The sequence below is a fragment of the Streptomyces sp. RLA123 genome, assembly GCF_056270165.1.
In genome coordinates this window covers 78,308-102,279 of the sequence record NZ_JBWDOR010000003.1, presented here as the reverse complement: position 1 = coordinate 102,279, position 23,972 = coordinate 78,308, and the positions used below count along the sequence as shown (strand labels likewise).

At 69.2% G+C, this 23,972-nt stretch carries 18 protein-coding genes, 1 tRNA gene and 3 pseudogenes; 10 read left to right on the top strand and 12 right to left on the bottom strand.

Annotated elements, in window-relative coordinates; translation table 11 throughout:
• Positions 1-62 precede the first annotated feature (62 nt).
• The 4 genes and pseudogenes from RV983_RS00725 to RV983_RS00710 all read right to left on the bottom strand — a co-directional run.
• A pseudogene (locus RV983_RS00725) lies at positions 63-1,439 on the bottom strand (NAD(P)/FAD-dependent oxidoreductase); the annotation flags it as partial.
• Entirely contained in the window at positions 1,436-1,663 is a 228-nt protein-coding gene (locus tag RV983_RS00720; RefSeq protein ID WP_475983793.1) for a ferredoxin, read from the bottom strand. The pseudogene RV983_RS00725 and the gene RV983_RS00720, both read right to left, overlap by 4 nt.
• A 669-nt stretch (positions 1,664-2,332) precedes the next feature.
• A complete protein-coding gene (locus RV983_RS00715) occupies positions 2,333-4,789 on the bottom strand; it encodes an ABC transporter permease (protein ID WP_475983792.1) in 2,457 nt (818 codons plus the stop codon).
• A complete protein-coding gene (locus tag RV983_RS00710; RefSeq protein ID WP_475983791.1) occupies positions 4,783-5,520 on the bottom strand; it encodes an ABC transporter ATP-binding protein in 738 nt (245 codons plus the stop codon). The genes RV983_RS00715 and RV983_RS00710 overlap by 7 nt, the downstream gene beginning before the upstream one ends.
• A 204-nt stretch (positions 5,521-5,724) precedes the next feature.
• Between RV983_RS00710 and RV983_RS00705 the strand changes: the two genes are divergently transcribed.
• Both RV983_RS00705 and RV983_RS00700 read left to right on the top strand, forming a co-directional pair.
• Positions 5,725-6,996, top strand: a complete 1,272-nt coding sequence (locus tag RV983_RS00705) for a sensor histidine kinase (RefSeq protein WP_475990180.1) — start codon at positions 5,725-5,727, stop codon at positions 6,994-6,996.
• Complete coding sequence (locus RV983_RS00700) at positions 6,996-7,628, top strand: response regulator transcription factor (RefSeq protein ID WP_475983790.1); 633 nt, start codon at positions 6,996-6,998, stop codon at positions 7,626-7,628. The genes RV983_RS00705 and RV983_RS00700 overlap by 1 nt, the downstream gene beginning before the upstream one ends.
• 60 nt (positions 7,629-7,688) lie before the next feature.
• Here RV983_RS00700 and RV983_RS00695 read toward each other — a convergent pair.
• The 5 genes and pseudogenes from RV983_RS00695 to RV983_RS00675 all read right to left on the bottom strand — a co-directional run.
• Positions 7,689-7,813 (bottom strand): annotated as a pseudogene (locus RV983_RS00695) (IS982 family transposase); the annotation flags it as partial.
• A 60-nt stretch (positions 7,814-7,873) separates the two neighbouring features.
• On the bottom strand, positions 7,874-8,149 hold the full coding sequence (locus tag RV983_RS00690) for a hypothetical protein (protein WP_475983789.1): 276 nt from the start codon (positions 8,147-8,149) through the stop codon (positions 7,874-7,876).
• Positions 8,150-8,290: 141 nt separating this feature from the next.
• A complete protein-coding gene (locus RV983_RS00685; protein ID WP_475983788.1) occupies positions 8,291-8,656 on the bottom strand; it encodes a hypothetical protein in 366 nt (121 codons plus the stop codon).
• On the bottom strand, positions 8,653-8,910 hold the full coding sequence (locus RV983_RS00680) for a hypothetical protein (RefSeq protein ID WP_475983787.1): 258 nt from the start codon (positions 8,908-8,910) through the stop codon (positions 8,653-8,655). The genes RV983_RS00685 and RV983_RS00680 overlap by 4 nt, the downstream gene beginning before the upstream one ends.
• Positions 8,911-9,117: 207 nt before the next feature.
• Positions 9,118-10,374 (bottom strand): MFS transporter, encoded by a 1,257-nt coding sequence (locus tag RV983_RS00675; protein WP_475983786.1) that lies wholly within the window; start codon positions 10,372-10,374, stop codon positions 9,118-9,120.
• Positions 10,375-10,948: 574 nt separating this feature from the next.
• Here RV983_RS00675 and RV983_RS00670 point away from each other — a divergent pair.
• The 7 genes from RV983_RS00670 to RV983_RS00640 all read left to right on the top strand — a co-directional run bounded on the left by RV983_RS00670 (position 10,949) and on the right by RV983_RS00640 (position 20,381).
• Positions 10,949-11,152, top strand: coding sequence for a cold-shock protein (locus tag RV983_RS00670; RefSeq protein WP_475983785.1), 204 nt, complete (start codon positions 10,949-10,951; stop codon positions 11,150-11,152).
• Positions 11,153-12,003: 851 nt separating this feature from the next.
• Entirely contained in the window at positions 12,004-13,020 is a 1,017-nt protein-coding gene (locus RV983_RS00665) for a LacI family DNA-binding transcriptional regulator (protein ID WP_475983784.1), read from the top strand.
• 195 nt (positions 13,021-13,215) lie between these two features.
• Positions 13,216-14,463 carry a sugar ABC transporter substrate-binding protein gene (locus tag RV983_RS00660; RefSeq protein ID WP_475983783.1) on the top strand — a complete coding sequence of 416 codons (1,248 nt, stop codon included), beginning with the start codon at positions 13,216-13,218 and terminating at the stop codon, positions 14,461-14,463.
• A 21-nt stretch (positions 14,464-14,484) separates the two neighbouring features.
• Positions 14,485-15,462 (top strand): carbohydrate ABC transporter permease, encoded by a 978-nt coding sequence (locus tag RV983_RS00655; RefSeq protein ID WP_475983782.1) that lies wholly within the window; start codon positions 14,485-14,487, stop codon positions 15,460-15,462.
• Positions 15,459-16,286 (top strand): carbohydrate ABC transporter permease, encoded by an 828-nt coding sequence (locus RV983_RS00650; RefSeq protein ID WP_475983781.1) that lies wholly within the window; start codon positions 15,459-15,461, stop codon positions 16,284-16,286. Before RV983_RS00655 ends, RV983_RS00650 begins: the two co-directional genes overlap by 4 nt.
• A gap of 82 nt (positions 16,287-16,368) precedes the next feature.
• Positions 16,369-18,126 (top strand): amylo-alpha-1,6-glucosidase, encoded by a 1,758-nt coding sequence (locus tag RV983_RS00645; RefSeq protein WP_475983780.1) that lies wholly within the window; start codon positions 16,369-16,371, stop codon positions 18,124-18,126.
• Positions 18,127-18,458: 332 nt separating this feature from the next.
• Positions 18,459-20,381 (top strand): DUF305 domain-containing protein, encoded by a 1,923-nt coding sequence (locus tag RV983_RS00640; RefSeq protein WP_475983779.1) that lies wholly within the window; start codon positions 18,459-18,461, stop codon positions 20,379-20,381.
• A gap of 1,102 nt (positions 20,382-21,483) precedes the next feature.
• On the opposite strand, the gene RV983_RS00635 is transcribed toward RV983_RS00640, so the two are convergent.
• Positions 21,484-21,557: transfer RNA gene (locus RV983_RS00635), tRNA-Met, on the bottom strand.
• Positions 21,558-21,881: 324 nt separating this feature from the next.
• Here RV983_RS00635 and RV983_RS00630 point away from each other — a divergent pair.
• Complete coding sequence (locus RV983_RS00630) at positions 21,882-22,322, top strand: hypothetical protein (protein WP_475990576.1); 441 nt, start codon at positions 21,882-21,884, stop codon at positions 22,320-22,322.
• Between the two features lie 49 nt (positions 22,323-22,371).
• On the opposite strand, the pseudogene RV983_RS00625 reads toward RV983_RS00630, so the two are convergent.
• Positions 22,372-22,470, bottom strand: a pseudogene (locus RV983_RS00625) (hypothetical protein); the annotation flags it as partial.
• A 317-nt stretch (positions 22,471-22,787) separates the two neighbouring features.
• Positions 22,788-23,945 (bottom strand): cytochrome P450, encoded by a 1,158-nt coding sequence (locus tag RV983_RS00620; RefSeq protein ID WP_475983778.1) that lies wholly within the window; start codon positions 23,943-23,945, stop codon positions 22,788-22,790.
• Positions 23,946-23,972 lie beyond the last annotated feature (27 nt).

Genomic DNA, 23,972 nt, shown 5'->3' with positions numbered 1-23,972 from the left:
CGTTGCAGCGTGCCGGGCGTCCCGGTCGTGGCCGTCCGGTCTTCCTCGTGCCGATGCCGGTGCACGGTCGTGACGCGACGCTCACCCGGCTCATGGCCTGTGACGACCGCTGTGGCCCCGTGTGCGAGCGGCGCGGGGCCGGGGAAGTCGACGGGCACCGGTTTCATGTCGGCCGGCTGGTCCGGCGTGGGGCAGGTGGGCGGGAAAGGCGCGGCCGTCTCGATCAACCGTCGGTAGTGGTCCAGCCACTTGCCATTGTTGAAGCTCACGGCAGCCGTGACGCGGCCCCGATAGCCGTAGGCGGTGACGAAACGGTGGTCGTCCAGCGATCCCTGGGTGACGACCACCTCGTCGGCGAAGGTCGGCACGCCGACAGACTTGATGTTGACGCCGAACTGGATCGACCAGAACAGCGGGATGGACAGGTGGGGCCGGCGGTCCGTCCGGGAGCTGACCATGTTGTGTGCCGCGACCTCTGCCTGCTCCACGGCGTTGGCCCAGTGCTCCAGTGCGACGAGCCGGTATTCGTAAACGGGGTTCGGGCAACGTGCCACGTCTCCCGCGGCGAAGACGTCGTCGGTGACGCGGCCATTGATGTCGAGGGCGCGGCAACCGATGTCACAGGTGATTCCCCATACGCCCGCCGCCAGTCCCGACTCCCGCAGCCACTCGGTGTTGCGGATGCTCCCGAGTGCCACAACCGCCACATCGGCGTCGACCGTACTGCCGTCGTCGAAGTCAGCACGGCGAAACCGTCCCTGCGCGTCGCCCTCAAGCCGGGCGACCCTGACACCGCACCGCAGGTCGACACCATGAGCGCGCTGCATGTCGGCCGCAACCTCGCCGATCATGGTGCCGAGCGCCCCGACCAGCGGGTACGGCGCGAGTTCGGCGACGGTCACCGGGATGTCCCGCTCTCGGCAGACGGAGGCGATCTCGGAGCCGGTGAATCCCGCACCGATGACCAGAACGCGGGAAGGCCCGGCAGCGAGGGCTCGCTGCAGGCTTTCGGCATGCTCGCGTGTCCGTACGACGAACACCCCGTCCAGGGCCCCCTCGGACTCGACGAACCATGGCCGGGCCCGTACCCCGGTAGAGATCAGCACCCGGTCGAAGGGAACCTCGCGTCCGTCGGCGAGTCGTACGTGGTTCGTCGCGAGGTCCAGCCCGCTGGCGGGCACGCCCAGCAGCCACTCCGCATCGATGCCACGACGGCGGGGCAAAGCGGTGCCCCCGGCCGGCACCCACCCGGTCAGTACTTGCTTGGACAGGGGAGGCCGGTCATAGGGCTCGCCCAACTCGTCGCCGATCATGGTCAGTGATCCGGTGAAGCCCTCGTCGCGCAGCGCCTCCGCGGCCCGCAGTCCCGCCAGTGACGCCCCGACGACCACGATGCGGCCATCGCGCTTGAACGCCTGCAGATTGTTGGCACTGGTCATGACGGCCCCGCCTCCGCCGGTGCGTCCCGCGCCGCCGGCTGGTCGACCAGGATCGCCTGGACCGGGCAGGCCGCCGCGGCGCGTAGCACCTGGTCGTGCCCGGCGTCACCGGGGCTCGGGTTGTACATGAGCGCCTCCTCACCGTGCATCCGGAACGCCTCCGGAGCGAGGAATGCGCACTGCGCATACCCTTCACATCGGGAAAGATCAACGACAACTTTCATCCCGACCTCCACAGGGAGTGGGAGCTGCAGACCCTCACGCCAGCGCACTCCGGCGCGCATCGAGCGGGATTCGCCCGCTGCCCACCCCTGCGAATGCGAGGGGGCGCACCGTGCCCGTCGGGTCCTTATGGAAAGAATTGATCATCGGCCAAGGCGATCGGCGTCCGAAAACCCAAGGAAACCTGACATTTTAGCGTAAAACCGCATCCCGCACGCATCACCCGCACTCCGGGAAGGGGGCCTGCCGGCTGGTGCCGGAGCCACACGCGGTCGGGGCCCGGCGGCATAGGGCCGGTCGGTGCAGTCCGCCCGCGCTGGGCACATGGCCTGGGCCTTCGGATGGTTGTGTGCGCGAGGTGACGCCAGAGTTGCCGAGGCGGGAGACGACCGCTCGTCCAAGAGCTCGCTCCGGGAGCCATCGGGACGCCCATCGGTCTCTCCTCCAGGTCGCACGGGTCCTTCCTGGCGGTCCACCGCTATACCCCGTCGGCCTGGCGGGTGTGGTCACCGGCAGTACCCCGAAGACCGTCTTACTTGTGTTCCGGCGGCGACCATCCTGGGCCACGAGTTCATGGGAGAGGTCGTCGAGGTCGGCCCGGGCGGTGGGGGCGGTGGCCCGGTTGCGTTGGGGGCACGGCGGTATCCGGGCAGACCGGTGCCGGTCAGAAGTCACTCGCGTATGCCCGCCAGCTCCACCGCCCTACGGCGCAGGGAGAGGCCGGCCGGAGCGACTGCCGAGATCACCGCGAGCACCGCGCAGGCACCCAGGGCCGCTGCGAGCGTCGCCCATGGAATCTCGACGGACGTCCAGACCGAGAGCAGGCCCAGCGCGCTCCACATGCCCATCAGGTTGAGCCAGGCGACCAGCGCTCCCAGCAGTCCGCCGACCATGACCACCATCAGGGCCTCGGTGCCCACCAGCCGCAGGACCTGCCACCTGGTGGCGCCGGCCAGCTGCAGCACAGCCAGCTCGCGGACCCGGTCGGAGGTCGCCATGATCATCGTGTTGGCCAGCGAGATGCCGGTGTAGAGGAGAGCGATCCCGAGAACCAGAAGGAATCCCATCCGGGTCGTCCGGTTGGTCTCGGGGTATGCCGCGCGCACCCAGGCGTTGCTGGTGAGGACCTCCCCGACCGACGCCCCCACCGCCTGACGCAGACCGGCGGCCACGGTGTCCGCGTCGGCACCGTACTCAAGGCGTACGTCGACCCGGTCGACGGGCGCAGCAGGGGCGTTGCGCGGGGTGACGTAGACGCCGTTGTTGCCGGTGCCGATGGTCATGACCGCGGCGATCTTCAGGGACTTTCTCGTGCCGTCACCGAGCCACACGTCCACCCGTTCGCCTACGGTGTGCCTGTCCCACTCCTCGTTGACGATGATCGAGTCGTCGTCCAGATCGCCCGCTTTCCCCGCGGCGAGCGGGAGACGGGCCGTTGCCTCGAGCGGTTCGGGCTCGACGGCCCTGGCATCGGACCTGATGAGCGCCACGCCGTCCTCCAGGACGTACACGGCGCTCGACGAGCTCGCCGAGACCTCGGCACCGGACACGGCCCGAAGCCGCTGCAGCGTCGCCTCGTCGAAGCCGGCGTGGCCCGCCGCAGTGACCACGAAGTCGGCGGCCGTCCGATTGCGCACCTCGGTTGCCTTCGCCCCGTTGAGGGTGGCGGTGGCGCCGAGCAGCGAGCCCGCCAGCGCGACCGTGACCAGCACGGGCGCCGCGACGGCGGTGGTGCGGCGGACCCCGGCTGCGGCGTTCTCCCGCACCAGTATCCCGCTGGCGCCCGGCAATTGGGCCGGCAGCCAGGCGATCAGCCGGGCCAGTGGCCGTACCAGTACCGGCGCGAGCAGCGCGACCGCGGTGATCAGCAGCATGGGCCGGCTCACATAGGTTTTGCGCTGCAGCAGGTCGCTCGGATTCGTCACCAGGGCCAGGGCCAGCGTCACCGCGGCGGTGATCAGCAGGGCTGCGCCGAACAGCCGGCGCCCCCCTGTCATCGCCCGGGTGTCAACGGATGCCTCGCGCAGTGCGTCGGTGGGGCCGGTGCGCCCGGCCCGCCAGGACGCGGCCAGCACGCCGCACAGTGCCACGAACAGGCCCGTCCAGAACGCCATGTGATAAGGCCAGGTGTAGTCGCCGATGGTGAACCAGCGGGGTGCGAGGTTCTCGGCGACCGCCCACTCGGCGAGCTTTGGAGCCCCGTAGGAACCCAGCACACAGCCGGCGGTCGAGGCGAGCACCGCGACTGCGAGCGCCTCGCAGACGACCATGCGGCGGATCTGCCCCGGGGTCGCCCCGGCGGTGCGCAGCAACCCGAACTCGCGGCGCCGCTGGGCCACCGCGAACGCGAAGGTCGAGGACACCACGAACACCGACACGAAGGCGGCGACGCCGCCGGCCGTGCCGAACATGGCGTTCATCGCCGTGAGGGCCTCGCTGTCCCGGCCGGGCGCGGCGTCGGCGTATCGGCGCGCGTGCCCGGTGAGGACCTGAACGCCCTCGCTGCCACGTGCCGCCTCGCGCACGGCCGCCGCATCGGCGTCGACCACGAGCTGGAGGCTGCGCGGCGACACTTCGGCGGCACGGGTGTCGGTGTAGAACACGGCGTTCTCGAAGCCGAGTCCGCGCACGGTGCCGACGACGCGAAGGGTGCCGCCGTCGGTCCGTACCTGGGTGCCCGGACGGGCCCAGTCACCGCTGACGACGACCTCGTCCGCGGCCTCGGGCGCGCGGCCCGCATCGAGCTCGTACGGCGCGAAGGCCGCGGTGGACCAGGGGTGGCCCACCAGATCGGCGGGCCCGCCCTCGGCCCGCACGGCGAACGACCGGTCCTCGACGACGGTCCCGAGGTCGCGCAGCTTTGCGATGACGTCGGCAGGCACGGCACGCGGCTGCGCGAGCTTCTGGGTGCGGTCGCCGATCGAGGTGGGCACCTCGAGGGTGTCCTGGCCCTTGACGACGACCGGCGCAGCGGCGAACCGCTCCGGCCGCCGATCAGGTGCGTCCAGCGAGGACGCCAGGGCCAGCCCCATCACCGCGATCAGCGCCACGCCCAGGGAGAGGGCGACGAAACTGCCGACGAAGGTGACCCAGCGGTTGCGCAGGGTGCGCAGCGTGGTGCTCAGCACGGCGCCGCCTCGAGTTTGGTCATGCGCGCCGCGATGTCCTCGGCGGAGGCGCCGATCAGTTCACCGTTGACACGGCCGTCGACGAGGAAGACGACACAGTCGGCGTAGGAGGCGGCGACCGGGTCGTGGGTCACCATGATGATCGTCTGGCTGTCCCGGTCGACCATGCCGCGCAGCAGGGTCAGCACCTGGCGGCTGGACTGCGAGTCGAGCGCGCCGGTCGGCTCGTCGCCGAACAGCACTTCGGGACGGGTGATCAGGGCGCGGGCCAAGGCAACCCTCTGCTGCTGGCCGCCGGACATCTCCGTCGGCCGATGCCGCGCCCGGTCGCCGAGTCCGACCTGTTCGAGCACCTCGCGCACCTGGGCCTTCTTCGGGCGTCGGCCGGCCAGCCGCAGCGGCAGGGCCACGTTCTGCTCGGCGGTCAGCGAAGGCAGCAGGTTGAACGCCTGGAACACAAAGCCGATGCGCTCGCGGCGCAGCAGGGTCAGCTTGGTCTCGCTCAGCCGGGTCAGCTCCGTGCTGCCCACGATGACCGAGCCCGACGTGGGCCGGTCCAGGCCCGCGGCGCACTGCAGCAGGGTCGACTTGCCGGACCCGGATGGACCCATCACGGCGGTGAAGGTCCCCCTGGGGAAGACGAGCGATACCTCGTCAAGGGCGGTGACGGAAGTGCCGCCCAAGCCGTACCGCCGGGTCACGGAGCGCAATCGGATGGCGTCGTTCGTCATAGGTTCCCCACCAGCACCAGTACCAGCTCCTTGGCTCGTTGATGCCTCTACGAAACCCTGGAAACCCCTCGTGACGCAGTACGGCCAGAACGAGTCCTGGGGTAGGGCCAGACCTACCCCCAATTCGGACCCTGGACCGATGGCAGCGGACCGGTGGGGTCACTTACGGTCATGCCCATGCACCCTCACAATGTGTGGCAGGCCATGTCCCGGCCGGGCTTCCTGCTGTCGGCCTGGCCCTGGCGCTCCGCCGCGTATCTGCTGACCGGCGTGGTCACCGGCGTCGCCGCCCTGGTGGGGATTGCGACGGTGGCCACGGTCTGTGGTGCGCTCGCCATCGTCCTGGTGGGGCTGCCGCTGCTCGTCCTGGTCGCCCTCAGCGGGATCCCGGTGGCCGAGGTGGAGCGGCGCAGGCTGCGCCTGATCCGCCTCAACCCGGTGTCCGGCCGGCACCAGGTGCCGACCGCGCCAGGACTGCGGGCCTGGCTGACCACCCGGCTGCGCGAACAGGCGACCTGGCGGGAGCTCGGATACGCACTGTTGTTCGCCGGGCTGCTGTGGGCGGTCGACTCTCTGGCGATCACGGTCGCCCTGCTCTTTCCGCTGTCCATGGTCTCCACCCCGCTGCTGATGGCCACGATCGGCGACGGCCACGAGGCGAAGGTGCTCAAACAGTGGACGGTCACCACCTGGCCGACCGCGTTCGGCGTCGCCGTGCTGGGCCTGCTCCTGATGGTCCTGTGCGCTTACGTGCTCGGCGTCACGGCGGGCGCCCGCGCCGAGCTGGCCCGGCTGCTGATCGCCTCCCGCGAGGGCGAACTTGACGCCAAGGTGGTCGAACTGGCCCGCTCCCGTGTTCGGCTGGTCGAGGCCTTCGAGGCCGAGCGGCGCCGTATCGAGCGTGATCTGCACGACGGCGCGCAACAGCGCCTTGTGGCCCTGATGATGACCCTCGGGCTGGCCCGCCTCGACGCCCCGCCCGGCCCGCTCGCCGACCAGCTCACCAAGGCCCACGGGGAGGCGGGCAAGGCGCTCGCGGAGCTGCGCGAGCTCATCCACGGAATCCACCCCAAGGTCCTGACGGACTACGGCCTTCAGGCTGCGGTCGCTGACGCCGCCGACCGCTGCGTGGTCGCCGTCGACGTCGACTTCGAGCTGCCGGGCCGGCCAACCCAAGCGGTCGAATCCGCTGCGTACTTCGTGGTCTGCGAGGCGCTGGCCAACGTCGCCAAACACAGCGGGGCCGACCGTGCCCAGGTGAGCGGCGGTCATCGCGACGGACGCCTGTTCCTCGAAGTGTGGGACGACGGCTGCGGCGGCGCGGACGCCTCGGCCGGCAGCGGCCTCACCGGTCTCGCGGACCGGGTGTCTGTCCTGGATGGCAGACTTGCCCTGACCAGTCCGCCGGGTGGACCGACTCTGTTGCGTGTGGAGTTTTCTTGCGAGTTGACCAAGGCGGCCGATCGCTTCGCGTAGTGCTGGCCGAAGACAGCGTGCTGCTGCGGGAAGGGCTCATCGGCCTGCTCAGCCGCTGCGGCCACGAGGTGGTGTCGGCCGTCGGGAACGCGCAGGCACTGATCGCAGCGGTCGAGGAGCACGCCCCCGACATCGTGGTGACGGACGTACGCATGCCGCCCGGATTCCAGGACGAGGGCCTGCACGCCGCAGTGCGGCTGCGCGGGAAGCGCCCCACCCTCCCGGTCCTGGTCCTCAGCCAGTACGTGCAACGGACATACGCCGCCGAGCTCCTGGACTCCGGCGACGGCTCGGGAGTCGGCTATCTGCTCAAGGACCGGGTCGGCCAGGTCGAGGAGTTCGTGGAGGCGCTGCACAAGGTGGCAGACGGCGGGACGGTGGTCGACCCCGAAGTGGTGCGCCAGTTGCTGCGCCGCCGCCGCGATCCGCTGGAGCAGCTCACCCCGCGCGAACGCGAGGTACTGGCACTGATCGCCGAAGGCAAGTCCAACAGCGCGATCGCCAAGGAGCTCGTGGTGTCCGAAGCGGCGATTGGTAAGCACATCGGCAACATCCTCACCAAGCTGGACCTGCCTCCGACCGACACGACCCACCGCAGGGTCCTCGCCGTCCTCACTTACCTGCGGGCCTGACCCCGCTGGGCACACCGGACCGCCGTACGGCGTTCATTGGTCACCTGCATGCCGCCCCCTTTTGTCGGCGATGATCGTCTGCCCTGGTGGGCGGCTTCGACGTCGGGTGCGGTGTCGAGCATGTCGCGCAGTGTCTCCCGCTCGTCGGCCTTCGCACCGGTGAGCGCGAACAGGATCGGCAGCCCCCGGCACTTCTGGCTGGTGCCGTCGGAGTAGACGACGGTCCCGATCCCGCCCGCGGGTTCCTAGCTCGCCGAGACCACGAACCCGAGGGTGCTGCCTTGGGTGCCGTAGACGGCGATGGCCTGACCCGAGGCGACGGCGTTGTCGGGCTCACCGAAGGTACCGGTGCCGCTGGTCGCCGTCGCGCCGGCGGTGGAGGGCCAGGTGAAGCCCAGACCTGCGTGGGTGACGGTGGAACCCGGTGTGACGCCCGCTGTGTCGAGTGCCTGCGCGAAGAAACCGGACCCGCCGCCGTCGATGTCGCCGGCGTCGGTAGCGGTGGCCTGCGTGACCGGCACGTTGCCGAGGGTAGAGGCCAGCGACGGTGCAGGGGGGAGTGGGCACCTGCTCGACGATGGTGTCGAGGTATTCGAGGCCCTGGGTGACGCTGAGGCCCACCAGGTGCTGTGCGTCAATTCTGCCCCGCTGCTGGGGCAGAGTCAGCCTGTCCAGGTTTTGATCTGAGCGGCGATATCCCGAACCGGGAGCCCGTCCCGGGCGGCGCGGGCGAGCGGGAGAACGGTGTCCAGGCCAGGGCTCACCGGCAGGCCGCACGCCGACAGGTAGGCCGCGGTGACTGTGGCCGCGAACAGCAGGTTCCTCACCTCCAGGCTCGGGTTTCTCGCCAGCTCGCACAAAAGCGCCGCCGCCTTGTGATGGGGCTCGGGGTAGACCTCGTGGTCAAGGATTACCGCCCGGTGACGTGCTTCCGCCGCGACCGGGACGCCGTAGTCGACGACCTGGGGATCTCCTGGAATCTGCTGAGCGACTGCCAAGATCCAGGCGAGATCGATGCGGAGGTTCACGCGGCGTCCCGTGACTTTGCCGGCTTGTCCGGGAGGCCGGGGTACCGGTCCTCACCGACCTCCGCCTCGAACTGTTCCGCGTACGCGGCCAGGAACGCCGCGGCACCGGCCATGAAGGCGGCGCGTGACTGGTTCACATCGGCCTCGATCAGGTCGGCCACATACCCCTGCAAGCTCAGGCCGCGGCGCTTGGCCCGGTCCTCGGCGGCCGCTTTGACGGCTTCGTCCAGTCGGATATTCGTCTGCTTTCCCATACGCACACTATAGCTAGGCGCTGATACCGGTGCATAGCAAACAAGGATTCCGGTCCGGGGGCTCGGACCCCGCGAGGTGCGACCATGCTGCGGGGCACGTGGGACGGCAAACCGGAAGGGCAAGGTGCGGCGAGGGGGCGGTACGGCGAAGCCCGTGACGTACCCGCACCCTCACCGCGCACCCGGCGGGTGCAGGAAGCCCCGACCTCAGTGCTGTGGGCGGCCGGGCAGCGGGCTCAGGAGCGCGACAGCGAACAGCACGGGGACCAGTGCGGCGAGCGTCCAGGTCAGGCCGGCGCATTCGGCGGCCCAGCCGATCACGGCAGGACCGAACAGGATCCCCGCGTAGGTGAAGGTGGTGAACCGGGAGATCGGCGTCGCGGCTTCCGGGCTGTCCGCCTTCGCTTGCCCGGCCGCGCTGTACGCCAGCGGGATCAGGACCGAGGCGCCCGCGCCCGCGACGGCGAACCCGCCGATGGCCGCGACCGGGTTCGGTGAAAGCAGCGCCATGGCCAGGCCGCAGGCGGCGACGATGTTGCCGGTGCGGAAGAGGACCGGGGCGCCGTAGCGCACGGTCAGGCGGTCCCCGGTCACCCGGCCGATCGCCTGAGCGCCGGTGTACGCGGTCACCGCCGTGGCTGCGAGGCCGAGCGACGCGCCCCGGGAGTCGTGGAGGAAAATGGCGCTCCAGCCGAGGGCGGCGCCCTCGCAGACCATCAGGGCCGTGCCGGTCAGGCCGAGTGCCACGACCTGGCGGGTCCAGCCGCCGCGCCGGCCCGGGGGGCGCGGCGCGGGCGATGACTTGGGGGCGCGGTCCTGTGTGCCGGACTCCGCCAGGAGCGGCCCGAGCAGGAGGCCCCCGGTCAGGATCACGGCGGCGACTGTGACGAGGTGCGCGGCGAACGGGACACCCGCACGCTCCAGGACGGCCGTGGCGAGTGAGGCCACGACCGCACTGACGCTCCAGGCCGCGTGGCAGCCGTTGAGGATGGGACGTCCGAGGCGCCGTTCGATGGCGACGGCATGGGTGTTCATGGCTGCGTCGGTGGTGCCGTGCACGGCGCCGAGCGCCGTGACGGCCAACGCGAGTTCGACGGTTCCTCTGGCCAGGCCGACCAGCGCCAGCAGTAGGGGCATGATGACGAGCGAGGTGCGCAGCACCGGCCGCGTCCCGACCCGTGCCGTCAGCGGTCCCACGCCTTGCATGCAGGCGAGGGCCGCTACGGCGAAAACCATGCCGATGAGTCCGAGTTGGCCGTCGCTGAGATGGTGCTTGCTCTTCAGCGATCCGAGCCGGACGACGTACGTCGACAGCGTGAGGCCGTTGAGAAGGAAGACGGCCGTAGCCGGCCACCGCCCGGCGTTCGCCGCCCTGCCGGGCGGCTCTGATCCGGTCGAGCCGCCCCCGACCGGACATGCAGCCGTTGTTGTAATGTGTGCCGCGGTCTGGTCCTCGGCAGTCATCCTGCGCGCTCCGTCGCCTTCCACCCGCGATCCGAGGATGCCCGGACGACAGATGGAATCGGATCGACCCTAGCATCGCCGACTGCTGACATCGCCCGGCGGCAGGCGCGATAAGCCCATGGGGTCGGCGGGCGCACTGAAGGTGGTCGAGGCCGACGGCGATGGCTCAGGTGAGCTCTTCTCCGGACTTCGGCAACCTGGTGCGACGGTCGCCACATAGGCGATCGCACCCGTAGCGCGGGCTCGAAGCCTGAGCGGAGCCGAAGCCGAAGCGGACCGTCTCTTCGATCACGAGCCGGCCTCCCAGGAACTACTTGCCTGTCGCGCGGCTTCCTGGACGCCCAATTGCACGTCCACAGGAAACGACGCCGCGCTCGACGGCCGTGTCGCGGTGAACCGCGAAATCAAGGCCGAGACCGAATGGCACACCAGGCCGTATGCGCGTGGCACGGTGCATTTTCGGCCCATGGAAGCGTTTTATGTCGGTCATTTTCCGGATGGGGCGTCATCGCGGCGACACGGTGTCCGTGCAGTGCGGATGCTGGTGTACTGCCTGCCCCGAAGGAGATCTGACATGGCGTCTGGCATCGTGAAGTGGTTCAACACGGCCAAGGGCTTCGGCTTCATCGAGCAGGACGGTGGCGGCGCTGACGTTTTCGCCCACTTCTCGACCGTCGCCGCCCAAGGGCTTGGTGAGCTGCTCGAAGGCCAGAAGGTCACCTTCGACATCGCGCAGGGCCCAAAGGGCCCGATGGCCGAGGACATCGTTCCCGCCTGACACTGACGCGCATTTCGTGGCCGGGCCCGCATCCCTCCGGGTGCAGGCACCAACTACGGGCGTTTCCCGTAGCGGTTTCACCTGCGGGACAACCCCCGCCCGCCGATGCGCGCCTTTTCGGGGCTGCACCCGCCGACGCCCTGATACCACGCACGCGTGACGTCCCCGATTTCATCGTCCGCGCCCCGCATCGGATGTGCCGCAGGCCAGATTTTCCTTCGCGTTCCATTCGGCTCGCTCTTGTGATTCCCCGCGCTGCTCTTCCGCTGCGGAACCGTCCTTGAGACGCGCCGTATCAAGGACGGTTCTGCATGAACCGACGACGCGCTGCGCGACGCGCCGGCCACGGTCGGCGTCGAAGGCTGGGTCGACGCGCTCAACGAGGGACTGTCCACCGAGTCGGCGAGGACGGCGCCCAACTCGGCCCGGCGCACACCCAGCAGCTTGGCCCTGGCCGCAACGTGCTGCGCGCTTGCTGCCTACGACGGTGACGGGTCGCTGCCCAGCGAGCCGCCTGCGCTCGGCGCGGTCCGGGTCCGCGACACCGGCCCCGACACGGTCGTCCTGGCCGGACACGACGGCCGGCTCGTCGGCTACGGCGCGCTCACCGCGCACGACGGCGCCTTCATCGAACCGGTTCGCAGGAAGCTAGCACCGAGGAAATCTCGTAGCAATGCCTCTGGCGCAAGCGATGTCAGCCAAGCCCGTGGAGCGTTGGGGGTTTCATGCTTTTGCGAGAAGTGCTGTTCCCGGTGTTGACAGCGGTCCCGCTTGTTCCTAACTTCACTTCACGCGAACCGGTTCGACGACCAGGCTGGTTCGCTCGGACCGGTTCGAAGAAGGAGCTCTTCGTGAACATCGGTGAGATCGCCCGGCGGGCCGGTGTCTCGCGGAGCACCGTGTCCTACGCGCTGAGTGGCAAGCGCCCGGTCTCGGACGGTACCCGCCGGAAGATCCAGCAGGTCATCGACGAGTTGGGCTACCGCCCGAACGCCAGTGCCCGGGCTCTGGCCAACGGCCGGACCAGCACGATCGGCCTGGTTTTCCCGCCGGCAGGCAACCACTACACCGGCATGCAGCTGGACTTCATCGGCAGCGTGGTCGAGGCCGCCGCGGCCTACGACTACGACGTACTGCTGTCTCCCAGCGGCGTGGACAGCGACCGCTCCTTCCAGCGGCTGCTGGGGGAACGGCGCGTCGACGGCGCCATCCTCATGGAGATCAGGCTCGTGGACGACCGGGTCGACCACCTGGCCGAGCTGGGCTTCCCCTCTGTCGCCATCGGCCGCACCGCCAACCCGGAGAGCGGCTGGTGGGTGGGCCTGGACCACACCGCGCTGGTGGAGGCGTGCGTCCACCACCTGGCGGACCTCGGCCACCGCAGGGTCGCCTTCGTCAACCGTCCCGAGCAACTGCTGCGGGCCGGATACGAGTCCGCGCACCGTGGCCTGGACGGCTTCACCAAGGCCGCGGCCGAACGCGGGCTGACCGTGCGGACGTACAACTGCGGGGACGACGCCGCCTCGGGGCAAGCGTGCCTGGAACGGATCCTGCGCGACGACCCGGCCACCACGGGGCTGGTCACGTTGAACGAGGCCGCGCTCGGCGGTCTCTACCGAGGGCTCGCCCAGGCGGGCCGCCATGTACCACGCGACTTCTCCGTCACCGGGGTCGTCGCCGGCCGGTGGGCGGAGACGGTGACTCCGCAGCTCACCGCCGCCAACGTACCGGCGGAGGAGATGGGCCGTCTCGCTGTCGACCTCCTCGTCGAGCGGCTGGACGACCCCGGCGCTTCGGCCCGGAACCACCTGCTCGCACCGCCGATCTCCCTGCGGGCCAGCACCGGGCCCGTCCTTGGTACCTCCTGAGCCCGAAGGCCCCGCCTCCCGACTCCACCACACTCCCGACCACGACCCACGGGCGCACCGCCCACCACGACTCACGGGCACCTCCGTTCCAGCGCGCTGAGCATTCACATCCTTCACAGACGCCTTCAGCGTGCTCCGGCCTTCCCCCGTCACCCCTGTCACGGCACACCCGTGCTCACAAGCGAAGGACCTGCCATGCACAGCACCTCCAGACAACGCCGTCTGACCGCCGTGGCCCTGACCATCCTGGCCGTGGCCGTCAGCGCCACCGCCTGCTCCTCCGGCTCGGGCAGCTCCGGATCGAAGGACGCCGCCGGCGGCACGTACACGGTGTGGGACCCGTACCCGCAGTTCGCCAAGGGCTCGGACTGGGCGAACCTGCTGGACCAGTGCGGCACCAAGGCGAGCGTGAAGATCAAGCGGACGGCCTTCGACACCAGCGACCTGGCCAACAAGACCCTGCTGGCGGCCCAGCAGGGCAACTCCCCGGACATCCTCATCGTCGACAATCCGGTGGTGTCGACCCTCGCCGAGGCGGGTGTGCTCACCACGACCGACGACAACAAGCTGGACACCTCCAAGACCGATGCCAACCTGCTCGCGGCCGGCCAGTCCGGCGGCAAGACCTACGGCACACCGATCGGCGCCAACACCCTGGCCCTCTACTACAACAAGGACGTGCTGAAGAAGGCCGGCGTGGACGCCTCCTCGGTCAAGGACTGGGACTCGCTGACGGCGGCGCTGGCGAAGGTCAAGAAGGCGGGCAAGAAGGGCATCACCTTCTCGGCGATCGGTACCGAGGAGGGCAGCTTCCAGTTCCTGCCGTGGTTCTGGGGCTCGGGCGCGAAGCTCACCGCACTCGACTCCGCGGAGGGCGTCACCGCACTGTCCCTGTGGAAGGGCTGGCTCGACAACGGCTACGCTCCGAACTCGGTGCTCAACAACACCCAGACCACCAGCTGGCAGGAGTTCGCCAGCGGCGACTATGCGTTCAGCGAGAACGGCACCTGGCAGCTCGCCAATGCCGAGAAGGCCGGCTTCGACTACGGGGTGATTCCCATCCCCGCCGCCAAGGGCGGCGACGCCGCGGCCCCCACCGGTGGCGAGTTCGTGACCATCCCGGTCCAGAAGGACGCCGCCCGCTACGGCACATCCCAGAAGCTGGTCACTTGCCTGACCAGTGGCGATGCCCTCTACAAAACCGACACCACGCTGTCCTACGTGGCCCCCACCGGCGAGGTCCAGGACAAGCAGGTGGCCGCAAACGCCGACCTGAAGCCGTGGGCCGACGCGGTCCGGGCGGCCAAGGGCCGTACCAGCGAAGACCTGGGCACCAAGTACCCGAAGATCTCCGAGCAGATGTGGAAGGCCGTCCAGGCCGCTCTCAGCGGCTCCAAATCGCCCAAGGATGCGCTGTCCGAGGCGCAGTCGGCCGTCAAGTAACCAGGGATTCGCGGTCCGCAGATGAACGACACGAAACAGCGCTCGGACCGCCGGTCCGCGCTCGACCGGGCCGGGGCGGTCGCCGCCTCGACCCGGGCCGCGCGAGAACGGCGCCGTCCGGCCTCGCCGCAGTGGGCGGCCTGGGGCTTCCTCGCCCCGGTCACCCTCTATCTCGCCCTCTTCTACGCCTATCCGCTCTACCGCAACCTCGACCTGAGTCTGCGCGACTACACCGTCCGCTCCTTCGTCCAGGGCGACGCGCCGTTCACTGGCCTGGCGAACTACCGCAAGGTCTTCGACGACCCGGTCTTCGCGCCTGCCCTGCTGCACACCGCGGTCTTCACCGCCGCATGCCTGGTCTTCCAGTACGCCATCGGGCTCGCACTCGCGGTCTTCTTCAACCAGAACTTCCGGCTCTCGGCCACGCTCCGGGCCCTGTTCCTCATCCCCTGGTTGCTGCCGCTGATCGTCTCCGCCTCCACCTGGTCGTGGATGCTCAACAGCGACTCGGGTGTGGTCAACGCCGTGCTGCACGCCGTCGGCATCGGGCCGGTGAACTGGCTGACCTCGCCGTCCTGGTCGCTCACATCGGTGATCATCGCCAACATCTGGATCGGCGTCCCCTTCAACCTGGTGGTGCTCTACAGCGGTCTGCAGTCCATCCCCGGCTCACTGTACGAGGCCGCCGCCCTCGACGGCGCGAACGCCTGGCAGCGCTTCTGGCGCATCACCTTCCCGCTGCTGCGGCCGGTCTCAGCCATCACGCTGCTGCTGGGCCTCGTCTACACCCTCAAGGTCTTCGACATCATCTGGATCATGACCAAGGGCGGCCCGGCGGACTCGTCGACCACCTTCGCCACCTGGTCCTACCAGCTCGGCTTCGGCAATCTCCTGCCGGCCTTCGGCCCGGGTGCGGCGGTCGGCAACCTGCTCGTGGTCGCCGCTCTGGTGTTCGGCCTGATCTACGTCCGTGTCCAGCGAAAGCAGGCGCTGTCATGAGAACGGACGCTGTCACGAAGATCCGCTGGAAGACGGCCGTCGGCCTGCTGCTGACCGGGGTCATGCTCTTCCCGCTGTACTGGATGATCAACGTGTCCCTCACCCGAGACCAGGACATGCGCAAGAGCCCGCCGGACCTGTTCCCCACCCACGGCACCCTGGCCGGCTACCGCACTGTCCTCGACGAGCAGTTGCCCTACCTCGGCACCAGCCTCGTGGTCGCCCTCGGTACCGTCGTGCTGACCGTGGCCCTGGCCGCGCCCGCCGGCTACGCCCTGGCCAAGCTGCGCCCGCGCGGCGGCGGCCTGCTGAGTTTTGTCCTGCTGGCCGCCCAGATGATCCCCGGGATCATCATGGCGATGGGCTTCTACGCCATCTACCTCCAGCTCGGCCTGCTCCAGTCCGTGCCCGGCCTGATCGTCGCCGACTCCACTTTGGCCGTCCCCTTCGCGGTGCTGATCTTCACCGCCTTCATGTCGGGCATTCCCGGCGAACTGCTCCAGGCCGCGCAGATGGACGGAGCGAGGGCCCTGCGGACCTTCTGGTCGATCGTCCTGCCGATGAGCCGCAACGCCGTCGTCACGGTCTCGCTGTTCGCCTTCCTGTGGTCCTGGTCCGACTTCGTCTTCGCCAACACCCTGGTCAACGGCGGCGCCCAGGAGCCGATCACCCTCGGCATCTACCACTACATCGGCAACAACAACCAGGAGTGGAACGCCATCATGGCCACCGCCGTCGTGGCGTCATTGCCCGCCGCGGTCATTCTCGTCCTCGCCCAGCGCTATGTGGCGGCCGGTGTGACCACCGGCGCAGTCAAGGACTGAGTCCCCCCGACCTGCCACGCCGACCGGCGCCCTCCCGCGCCGGCCGGCCGGAACCCCCTGACCGAGAAACGAGTCACACCACATGACCGCCGCACTGTCCGGCCCGGCATTCTCCGTCCACGACATCCCGTTCAGCGCGTACGGGTCCTGGTTCGACATCTCGCCCGTGATCGCGGAGAAGACGTATGCCGAAGACCTCCACCTCGTCTCGCACCAGAACGGCATGCACGGTGTCCTGCGCCTGGTCCCCCTGGACCCGGTGGGAGGCGGGCGGGCCGAGACCCGCGTCGAGGCCATACCGGGCCTGCTCAGCTGGGTCGGCGAGAGCGGGCGCGTCGAGCTCGCCTATGAGGCCCCGGACGCCGTACGCCTTCGGGGCAGCGGCCTGGACTTCGGCGTCCTCGCCGCCGTACGGACCCTCACACCGTTCAGCGGAACGTACTTCTTCCACGACCCGGCCGCCGACGCGCACGTTTTCACCTCGTACGAGACCGGCCGCCGCTACCGGGTCACCGTGCTGTCAGGCACCCTCGCGGACGCGCCCGGAGACCAGGCCCTGGGCAGTAGCGATCGTGGTGTCACCGTGACAGCGGCGGCGGACGGCGGCTGGGAGGTCGCGGTCGAGGAACTCGACACCGCTCGCCCACCCTACGCATCCTCGGCGTCCTTCGACGACATCGCGTCGGCCGCGCGGGGGGCGTTCGCGGCGTTCGCGGACGCGGTGGCGCCCTGGCGTTCGGAAGCCACCCCGGCCGCCGAACTCGCGGCCTACGTCGTCTGGTCGGCGACCGTGGCGGCGAAGGGCCTGGTCACCCGGCCGGGCGTGCTGATGTCCAAGCACTGGATGGACAAGGTCTGGAGCTGGGACCACTGCTTCAACGCCCTCGCCCTGGCGTCGGGTGCGCCGGAGCTGGCCTGGGACCAGTTCCACCTGCCCTTCGACCACCAGGACGAGAGCGGCGCCCTGCCGGACTCGGTCACCCACTCCGAAGTCCTCTACAACTTCGTCAAGCCGCCCATCCACGGCTGGGCCCTCGGCCATCTGCGGCGCAGTCTGCCAACCCCCCTGAGCCGTGCCGAACTGACCGAGGTGTACGAGCGCCTGGAGCGCTGGACCGGCTTCTGGCTCACCGTCCGGCGTGCGCCCGGCGCCGAACTGCCCTACTACCAGCACGGCAACGACAGCGGGTGGGACAACGCCACCACCTTCGACCCCGGGCGGGTGGTCGTCACCGCGGACCTCACCGCCTTCCTCGTCCTCCAGCTCCGCGAACTCGAGGCACTGGCAAGAGAGCTGGACAGACCGGCCGAGGCGAGCCGGTGGGCCGGGCTAGCCGAGGAAATCCAGGCGGCGCTGCTCGACCAACTCTGGACCGGCGAGAGGTTCGTCGCGCGCTCGGCCGGTACCGGGGAGACCTGGAGCAGCGCCAGTCTCCTCGACCTGATGCCCATCGCGCTGGGCGAGAACCTGCCCGCTGAGGTCACCAGCGCGCTGGCCGACCACATCAAGGCCCACCTGACGCCGTACGGCCTCGCCACCGAGCTGACCACCTCCCCGCACTATTCGGCCGACGGCTACTGGCGCGGCCCGATCTGGGCCCCCGCCACCGTCCTCATCGAGGACGGCCTGCGCCGCGCCGGCCACCTCCGGCTGGCGGACGACATCAGCGCCCGCTTCCGCGCCCTGTGCGAGACCCATGGGTTCGCCGAGAACTTCGACGCCCTGACGGGCACGGGCCTGCGCGACCGCGCCTACACGTGGACCGCGAGCAGCTACCTCCTCCTCGCCCGTGACCACCAGCTCCGCCTTGCGGGCACCGGGACCGAAGACACCGCCTGACCCGCGGGCGAGAACCCAGGGTCGAGTGGGTTCCCAGGGCCGTCACTCGGCTCCTTCCCGGCCGGCGTTGACCGCCAGTGCTTCGCGCATGAACGCGGAGCCCCAGGCACGGTCACATGAAGCAGCCATGAAGCGTGGTGTCAGGGCTGAGGGAGGGGGCCCTTCAGGTGGCGTCGTGGAAACTGACTGGCTTGCTGTGCCTGCCTGCCCGACGTGCTGCAGCTGACCTGCGGCTGAGGGCGTCACTCCTCTGCCCGCCTGCGAGTGACAGCCTTTCAACAGCGGAAAAGACTGGGGGTTCCGTGGGATGCGCGGGTGAGCGGGTCGATGCGGTGCACTGGGATCGTAGGGAGAAGAGCATGGCAGGTAGGGTGCGCCACCGGCTTCGTCTCACCGGGACAGTGGGGGGTCTCGCCCTGGGACTGATTGCCTGCCAGGCCGCGGGGCGCGGAACAGCGGATGAGACGCATGTGCACGCGGCTCGGGGTGGCGCATCCGTGCCGTTCGCTCATGAGATGGACGCGGGAATGCAGGCCATGATGAAGGCGATGGCGGCCTCGTCCAGGACCGGTGACCCCGACCACGACTTCGCGGCGATGATGGTGCCCCACCATCAGGGGGCGATCGCCATGGCCAAGGCGGTCCTGGAACACGGCAAGGACCCCGTCCTGCGGAGGCTGGCTCAGGAAATCATCGTCACGCAGCAGCAGGAGATCGGCGTGATGAAGGGCAGGCTTTCGGCGAAGCCCGCAGCCCGGCGGAACGCGTCGCCCCCCGCGGCACAGCAGGGCAAGGAGAAACCTCAGCCACGGTCGGATGCGGCGGGTCCGCTGTGGCCGATATCCAGCCAGGACCGCGTCTACACCTCCGACCAGACGTCCAACACCGTCTCGGTGATCGACCCCGTCGCCAATCGTCTTCTCGGAGTGATCCGCCTGGGCGATCCCGTGCCCGGTGCGCTCAGCCCGCTGTACAAGAACCAGCTGCTCGTGCATGGCGGGGGCTTCTCGCCCGATCACCGCACCCTGGCCACGGTGTCCGTCGGCTCCAACTCGGTCACGCTCATCGACACCGCGACGAACAAGGTCAAGGGCGTGGTGTACGTCGGGCGCTCCCCGCACGAGGCGTTCTTCACGCCCGACGGCAAGGAGCTGTGGGCCACGGTGCGCGGCGAGGACTACGTGTCGGTGATCGATCCCGTGCGGATGCGGGAGAAGCGCCGTGTCACGACGGCCAACGGGCCGGGCATGGTGCTGTTCCGGCCGGACGGCAAGTACGCCTTCGTACCCTCCAGCTTCACCCCGGAAGTCGACGTCATCGACACCCGGACCTACCGGGTCGTGGCCCGCGTGCCGCAGGCCAGCCCCTTCTCCCCGAACCTGGCGGTGAGCCGGGACGGCACCGAAGTGTGGTTCACACTCAAGGACAGCGGCAAGACGCAGGTCATGAGCGCGCGGCCGCCGTTCCGTATCCTCGCCACGATCGACAGCGGGCCCATCAGCAACCACGTCACCCTCGTGGACAACCGTGCGGGTCATTTCGGCTACGTCACCGTGGGCGGTGAGAACGTCATCAAGGTCTATCGGCGAGGACCCAAACCGGCCCTGGTCGCCACCATTCCCACCGGGGACCTGCCGCACGGGATCTGGGTCTCCGGCGACGGCACGCGCGTCTACGTCGGGCTGGAGAACCAGGACGCGGTCGTGGCCGTCGACACGCTCGAGAACAGAGTGATCGCGACCATCCCGGTGGGCCAGCAGCCCCAGCAACTGCTCTATGTGCCGCGTGCCGTCCCGCACGGCAAGGGAACCGCCAACCTGCAACCGCTGGGAGTCGCGAGCATGGCGGGCCATCTCACGTTGTCCGCTCCGAAGGGCGGGGGCGGAGCGCACGCGACGGTATCGGTCAACGCGCTCGGCGCCCTGGATCTCCTCCAGGTCGCGGCCAGCGGCCTGAAGCCCGGCAAAAACTACATGCTGTGGCTCACCGAGCACCGCACCGCGCCCTTCGGTCGCAAGCAGGCACTGGCGATGTTCACTACCAACTCCGCAGGCGCGCAGATCAGTCAGGCCATCGGGCTCCTTCGTGACGTGCTGACGCCACCGAAGTCCGCAGCCTCGGTACCGCCTCGGCGCTACCTGATCATCACCCCGGCGGGCAGCAGCTCTCCTGTCGCCGTTCAGGACCACTACGAGCCCATGCCCCGTGGGGCGGGACCGTCGCCGGAACCAGCCCCGCCCGCAGGAGGGTCATGACCTGGACGTCCTCCACCTGACCGCTCGGTCCCCCGTCACAGGTGGAGACTGGGGCCCGTATGTCAGCGCGCGGTGACTGAATACGCGGCAACCGCACGGTTGCCGGGCGACTTGTCAAGAGCCCGAAGCGCTTCGGTCTGGCTCTGGCCTGGCGGGAAACGATCGTCACTGGTGGGATGCAAACCCCTGATCAGGGAATTTCGTCGGTGCCCCAACGGGCTGACTGCACACGCCGCGCCCTACTGAAGCGCCTGCCTGAGCGCATGCTCCGGCCGGCACATCGGGGGATCGAAGAGGGCGTGGCCAACGCCCCGGCGTAGATCCGGGAGAGCTTCTCACGACGCAGCATGGTGGAGGCCAGCGGGTGAGCCGTGGGCAGGTGGTCGAACACGTCGCGAGCGGTGGTGGCCGGATCCTCGCCTGCGGTCGCGGTCGGATACCACAGCATCGGCACGAGCTGCGGATGCCGCTCGGCGGCGTGTAGATCGTCCTGCGGCAGGACCTCGATGAGCGGCCCGAACGGGTCATCCCATGCGGGGGAGTAGCAGGGACGGGGAGTCGGCCCACATTTGCTGCAGGCCACAAGCGAGGTCAGTGATCTCGGTGATTCGCTCGCGGTGTCCCCGCGATAGCGGATCCAGCCCTACCGGGCCGCCGCGGTCACCCGGTCGTCCATGGAATCCCCTTGCCGGAAAGCCGCCCGGCAGTGAGGGGCGGCCCCGGGACCTGCGATGCCCCCTCCGGAACCCACCGTAGGGGAGCTGGAGGGGGCAGGTCAGTACGGCGTCACCCACCCATGAAGTTGTGCGCGACCACGACGGTCCTCTCATCAGAGCGCTGCGGGTCAATGGATCTGTGCACGACCGCGTCCGCACCGTCGGCTGATCACGAGCACCGTCCGAGCACATCCGGGTGATCATGAGCACTGACTCAACGACCTGCCCTGGTTCGCGGGGGCAGATTGCCGAGGCGACGTACGGCTTCGGTGCAGCCCAGGACGTTGACGCCTTCTGCGACCTCGGTGCCCTGTTCGCCAAGAACCAGGTCCGAACCGGCCCACACGCAGTGAAGGCCCGGTGGATACCGGGCCTTCACGTCTGAGTAGCGGGGACAGGATTTGAACCTGCGACCTCTGGGTTATGAGCCCAGCGAGCTACCGAGCTGCTCCACCCCGCGTCGGTACGATGAACTCTACGGCACCGACCCGGATCGCCCCAATCGGCTTTCGGTCGCGCTCGGACTGAGCTTGATCGCTCATGATCGACCGACATGACCACTGCTCACCCGATCCGGATTCTGACGTTCCCGCATGAACCAGCGCTCACGGAATCGCGGAGCCTGCAACCGTCCTGCTCGAGGACCAGTTGCCCGGCCCTGGAGCTGACCGCGCTGGTCAACCCCGCGGCTGCCACCAGCACGGGGCCGATGCCCGCGACTGGGTGCTGCCCCTCACCCAGAATGCAGCGTGGCCGGGCGAGGTGGCGGGGGAGTTGTGACGGGGTGGTTGCCTTCGGCGCGGCCCTGGTTGAGGTAGTGGATCAGCAGGTTGGCGCTGCCGGTGTGTCCCAGCTGCCTGACCTCGTGCAGGAGGTGGGTGACGGGGACGGCGGGGTCGTCGGTCCGGCGCTGGCGCAGGTGGTCGCGGTAGGGGTCGACCAGGGTAGGCCGGTAGCGGGGGGCAATGTGGTCGACGGAGGGTTCGGGGCTGCGGGCGTAGCGCTTGATGGTGTTCAGGGCGAGCCCGAGCCGGCGGGCGCAGTCGAGCCGGCCGACGTCCTGGTTGAGGAGGACGTGGACTTTGTGCCAGCGCTCGCGGGTGGTCTGCTCGCGGACGCCGCCGGGCCGGGACGGGTTGATGGTGGCCCAGCAGGGGGCGTGGGCTCGGACCTCGGCCAGGACCTTGTCGCACAGGTTTTTCCACAGGTGCCGAGCGGTCGCTGATCTGCACCGCGTCAGGCAGGGCGCGTCGGATGGCCTCGGCGTAGGTGGCCGAGCCGTCCCGGCACACGGCCTTGATCCCCTGTTTCCCGCGCAGCCAAGCCGTGAGGGTGGCGGCCTCGCGGTCGGGCAGGACGTCGACGCCGATCACCCTCGGGATCCGCACTGTCGGCGGCGGGATGCCTTGAAGCAGCCGCAAGAAGGCCGCCGCGAAGATCACCGACGACGCCGAGGAGTTGCTCGCCTTCTACGATTTCCCGGCGGAGCATTGGATCCACCTGCGCACCACGAACCAGACACGGGCACGGGCTGGTTCAGGTCAAGGCAAGTGGCCTGCACGCGCTTGCGTTTGACGTGCAGGCCACTCGGATGGCGCGGAATCAGACCGCTAGGTCACCCCCAGGATGGGTCCCAATTCGAGACGGGGGTGTTCCTGATGATGCGCCGGATAGCAGCGATCATGGTTGTTCACCTCCTTCCAAGCGTGTGAGCCGGAGCCTTGGAGGTTCGGTGGAGGGCGAAGGGGCGGCAGATCGCGGCGTTGGTCACGAACGGGGACATGTTGCCGCCTGTGACGGTCAGGTGTGCCTCGCCCATGAGGGCGGTCACGGTGTCGACAATCATGGTGTGCGCGACCGCCGCTCCGGCGCAGGTGAACGGGCCGGTGCTGTAGGGCAGGTAGGGGCCGTGTTCATCTGGTTCGGCCCAGCGTTGCGGCCGGAACATGTGCGGCTGGGCCCAGCGGCTTTTGTCATGGTGCAAGAGGTAGGGGCTGACAGACAGGACCACGTCGGGCTGGAAGGAGATCCCGCCGAATTCGATGGGGTGGGGGACGGGGCGGCCGACCATCCAGACCACCGGACGATGTCGTGCGGCCTCGCGGGCGATCCAGTCGGCGGGCCATGGCCACGGGGAACCCGGCGTGTTGTGGAGGCAGGCCAACAGCAGTGACCACGCCACCGAGTGGCCGACGGTCTCAACGATTGCCGAGTACATCTGCAGGTACAGGTCGGCCACGGCGGGGCTGGTGACCTCGTTGGGGCACGCGACGATCGCAGTGTCCAGCAGGTCGCGCGGCTCGTCGGCACGGACGCCCTCCTCCCGGCGCAGTGTCACGTGTTCGGCCAGGGCTCGCTTCAGCTTCGGGCGTAGCATCTCCACCCGTGCCCGCTGCCTCAGGCGGGGCGCGCGCATCAATATGCCGATGCGTACGGCTTGATCCATCAACCGATGCAACGGTGGTGAGACATGGGGGTGTAGGAGCATGTCCGTAGTGCACTGGTACGCCAACATGGTTCCGGCTGCCGGCCAATGACTGGTCTCGGGGAGTCCGGCCACCGCCCTGGCCACGTTGTCCCGGTACTCGGGCAAACGCGCCCGCATCAGTTTTCGTACGGCTCGGCCGAACTCGGTCTGGGCTGCCCTCGACGGCAGCAGGTCCCCGAAGAAGGTGGACCTTTCCGCGTTGAAGACCGGGTCGCGGAGCACCAGGAGCGCCAGGTCTGAATCGCCCACACACCAAGTGCCCCATGGCAGACGGAACACTCCCGACGGACTGCGGTGACAGAAGTCTTCGATGAACCCCAACGGATCCCGTCGAAACCTGAGCATCTCCATCGTGCTCATCAAGGACCCCTCCCGCACCGCTCGCCG

Coding starts and splice junctions, on each gene's coding strand:
- RV983_RS00720 (WP_475983793.1), bottom strand. CDS start 1,663: ATGAAAGTTGTCGTTGATCTTTCCCGATGTGAAGGGTATGCGCAGTGC.
- RV983_RS00710 (WP_475983791.1), bottom strand. CDS start 5,520: ATGACGAACGACGCCATCCGATTGCGCTCCGTGACCCGGCGGTACGGC.
- RV983_RS00675 (WP_475983786.1), bottom strand. CDS start 10,374: ATGACTGCCGAGGACCAGACCGCGGCACACATTACAACAACGGCTGCA.
- RV983_RS00645 (WP_475983780.1), top strand. CDS start 16,369: ATGACCGCCGCACTGTCCGGCCCGGCATTCTCCGTCCACGACATCCCG.
- RV983_RS00705 (WP_475990180.1), top strand. CDS start 5,725: ATGTCCCGGCCGGGCTTCCTGCTGTCGGCCTGGCCCTGGCGCTCCGCC.
- RV983_RS00655 (WP_475983782.1), top strand. CDS start 14,485: ATGAACGACACGAAACAGCGCTCGGACCGCCGGTCCGCGCTCGACCGG.
- RV983_RS00670 (WP_475983785.1), top strand. CDS start 10,949: ATGGCGTCTGGCATCGTGAAGTGGTTCAACACGGCCAAGGGCTTCGGC.
- RV983_RS00680 (WP_475983787.1), bottom strand. CDS start 8,910: ATGGGAAAGCAGACGAATATCCGACTGGACGAAGCCGTCAAAGCGGCC.
- RV983_RS00660 (WP_475983783.1), top strand. CDS start 13,216: ATGCACAGCACCTCCAGACAACGCCGTCTGACCGCCGTGGCCCTGACC.
- RV983_RS00650 (WP_475983781.1), top strand. CDS start 15,459: ATGAGAACGGACGCTGTCACGAAGATCCGCTGGAAGACGGCCGTCGGC.
- RV983_RS00620 (WP_475983778.1), bottom strand. CDS start 23,945: ATGAGCACGATGGAGATGCTCAGGTTTCGACGGGATCCGTTGGGGTTC.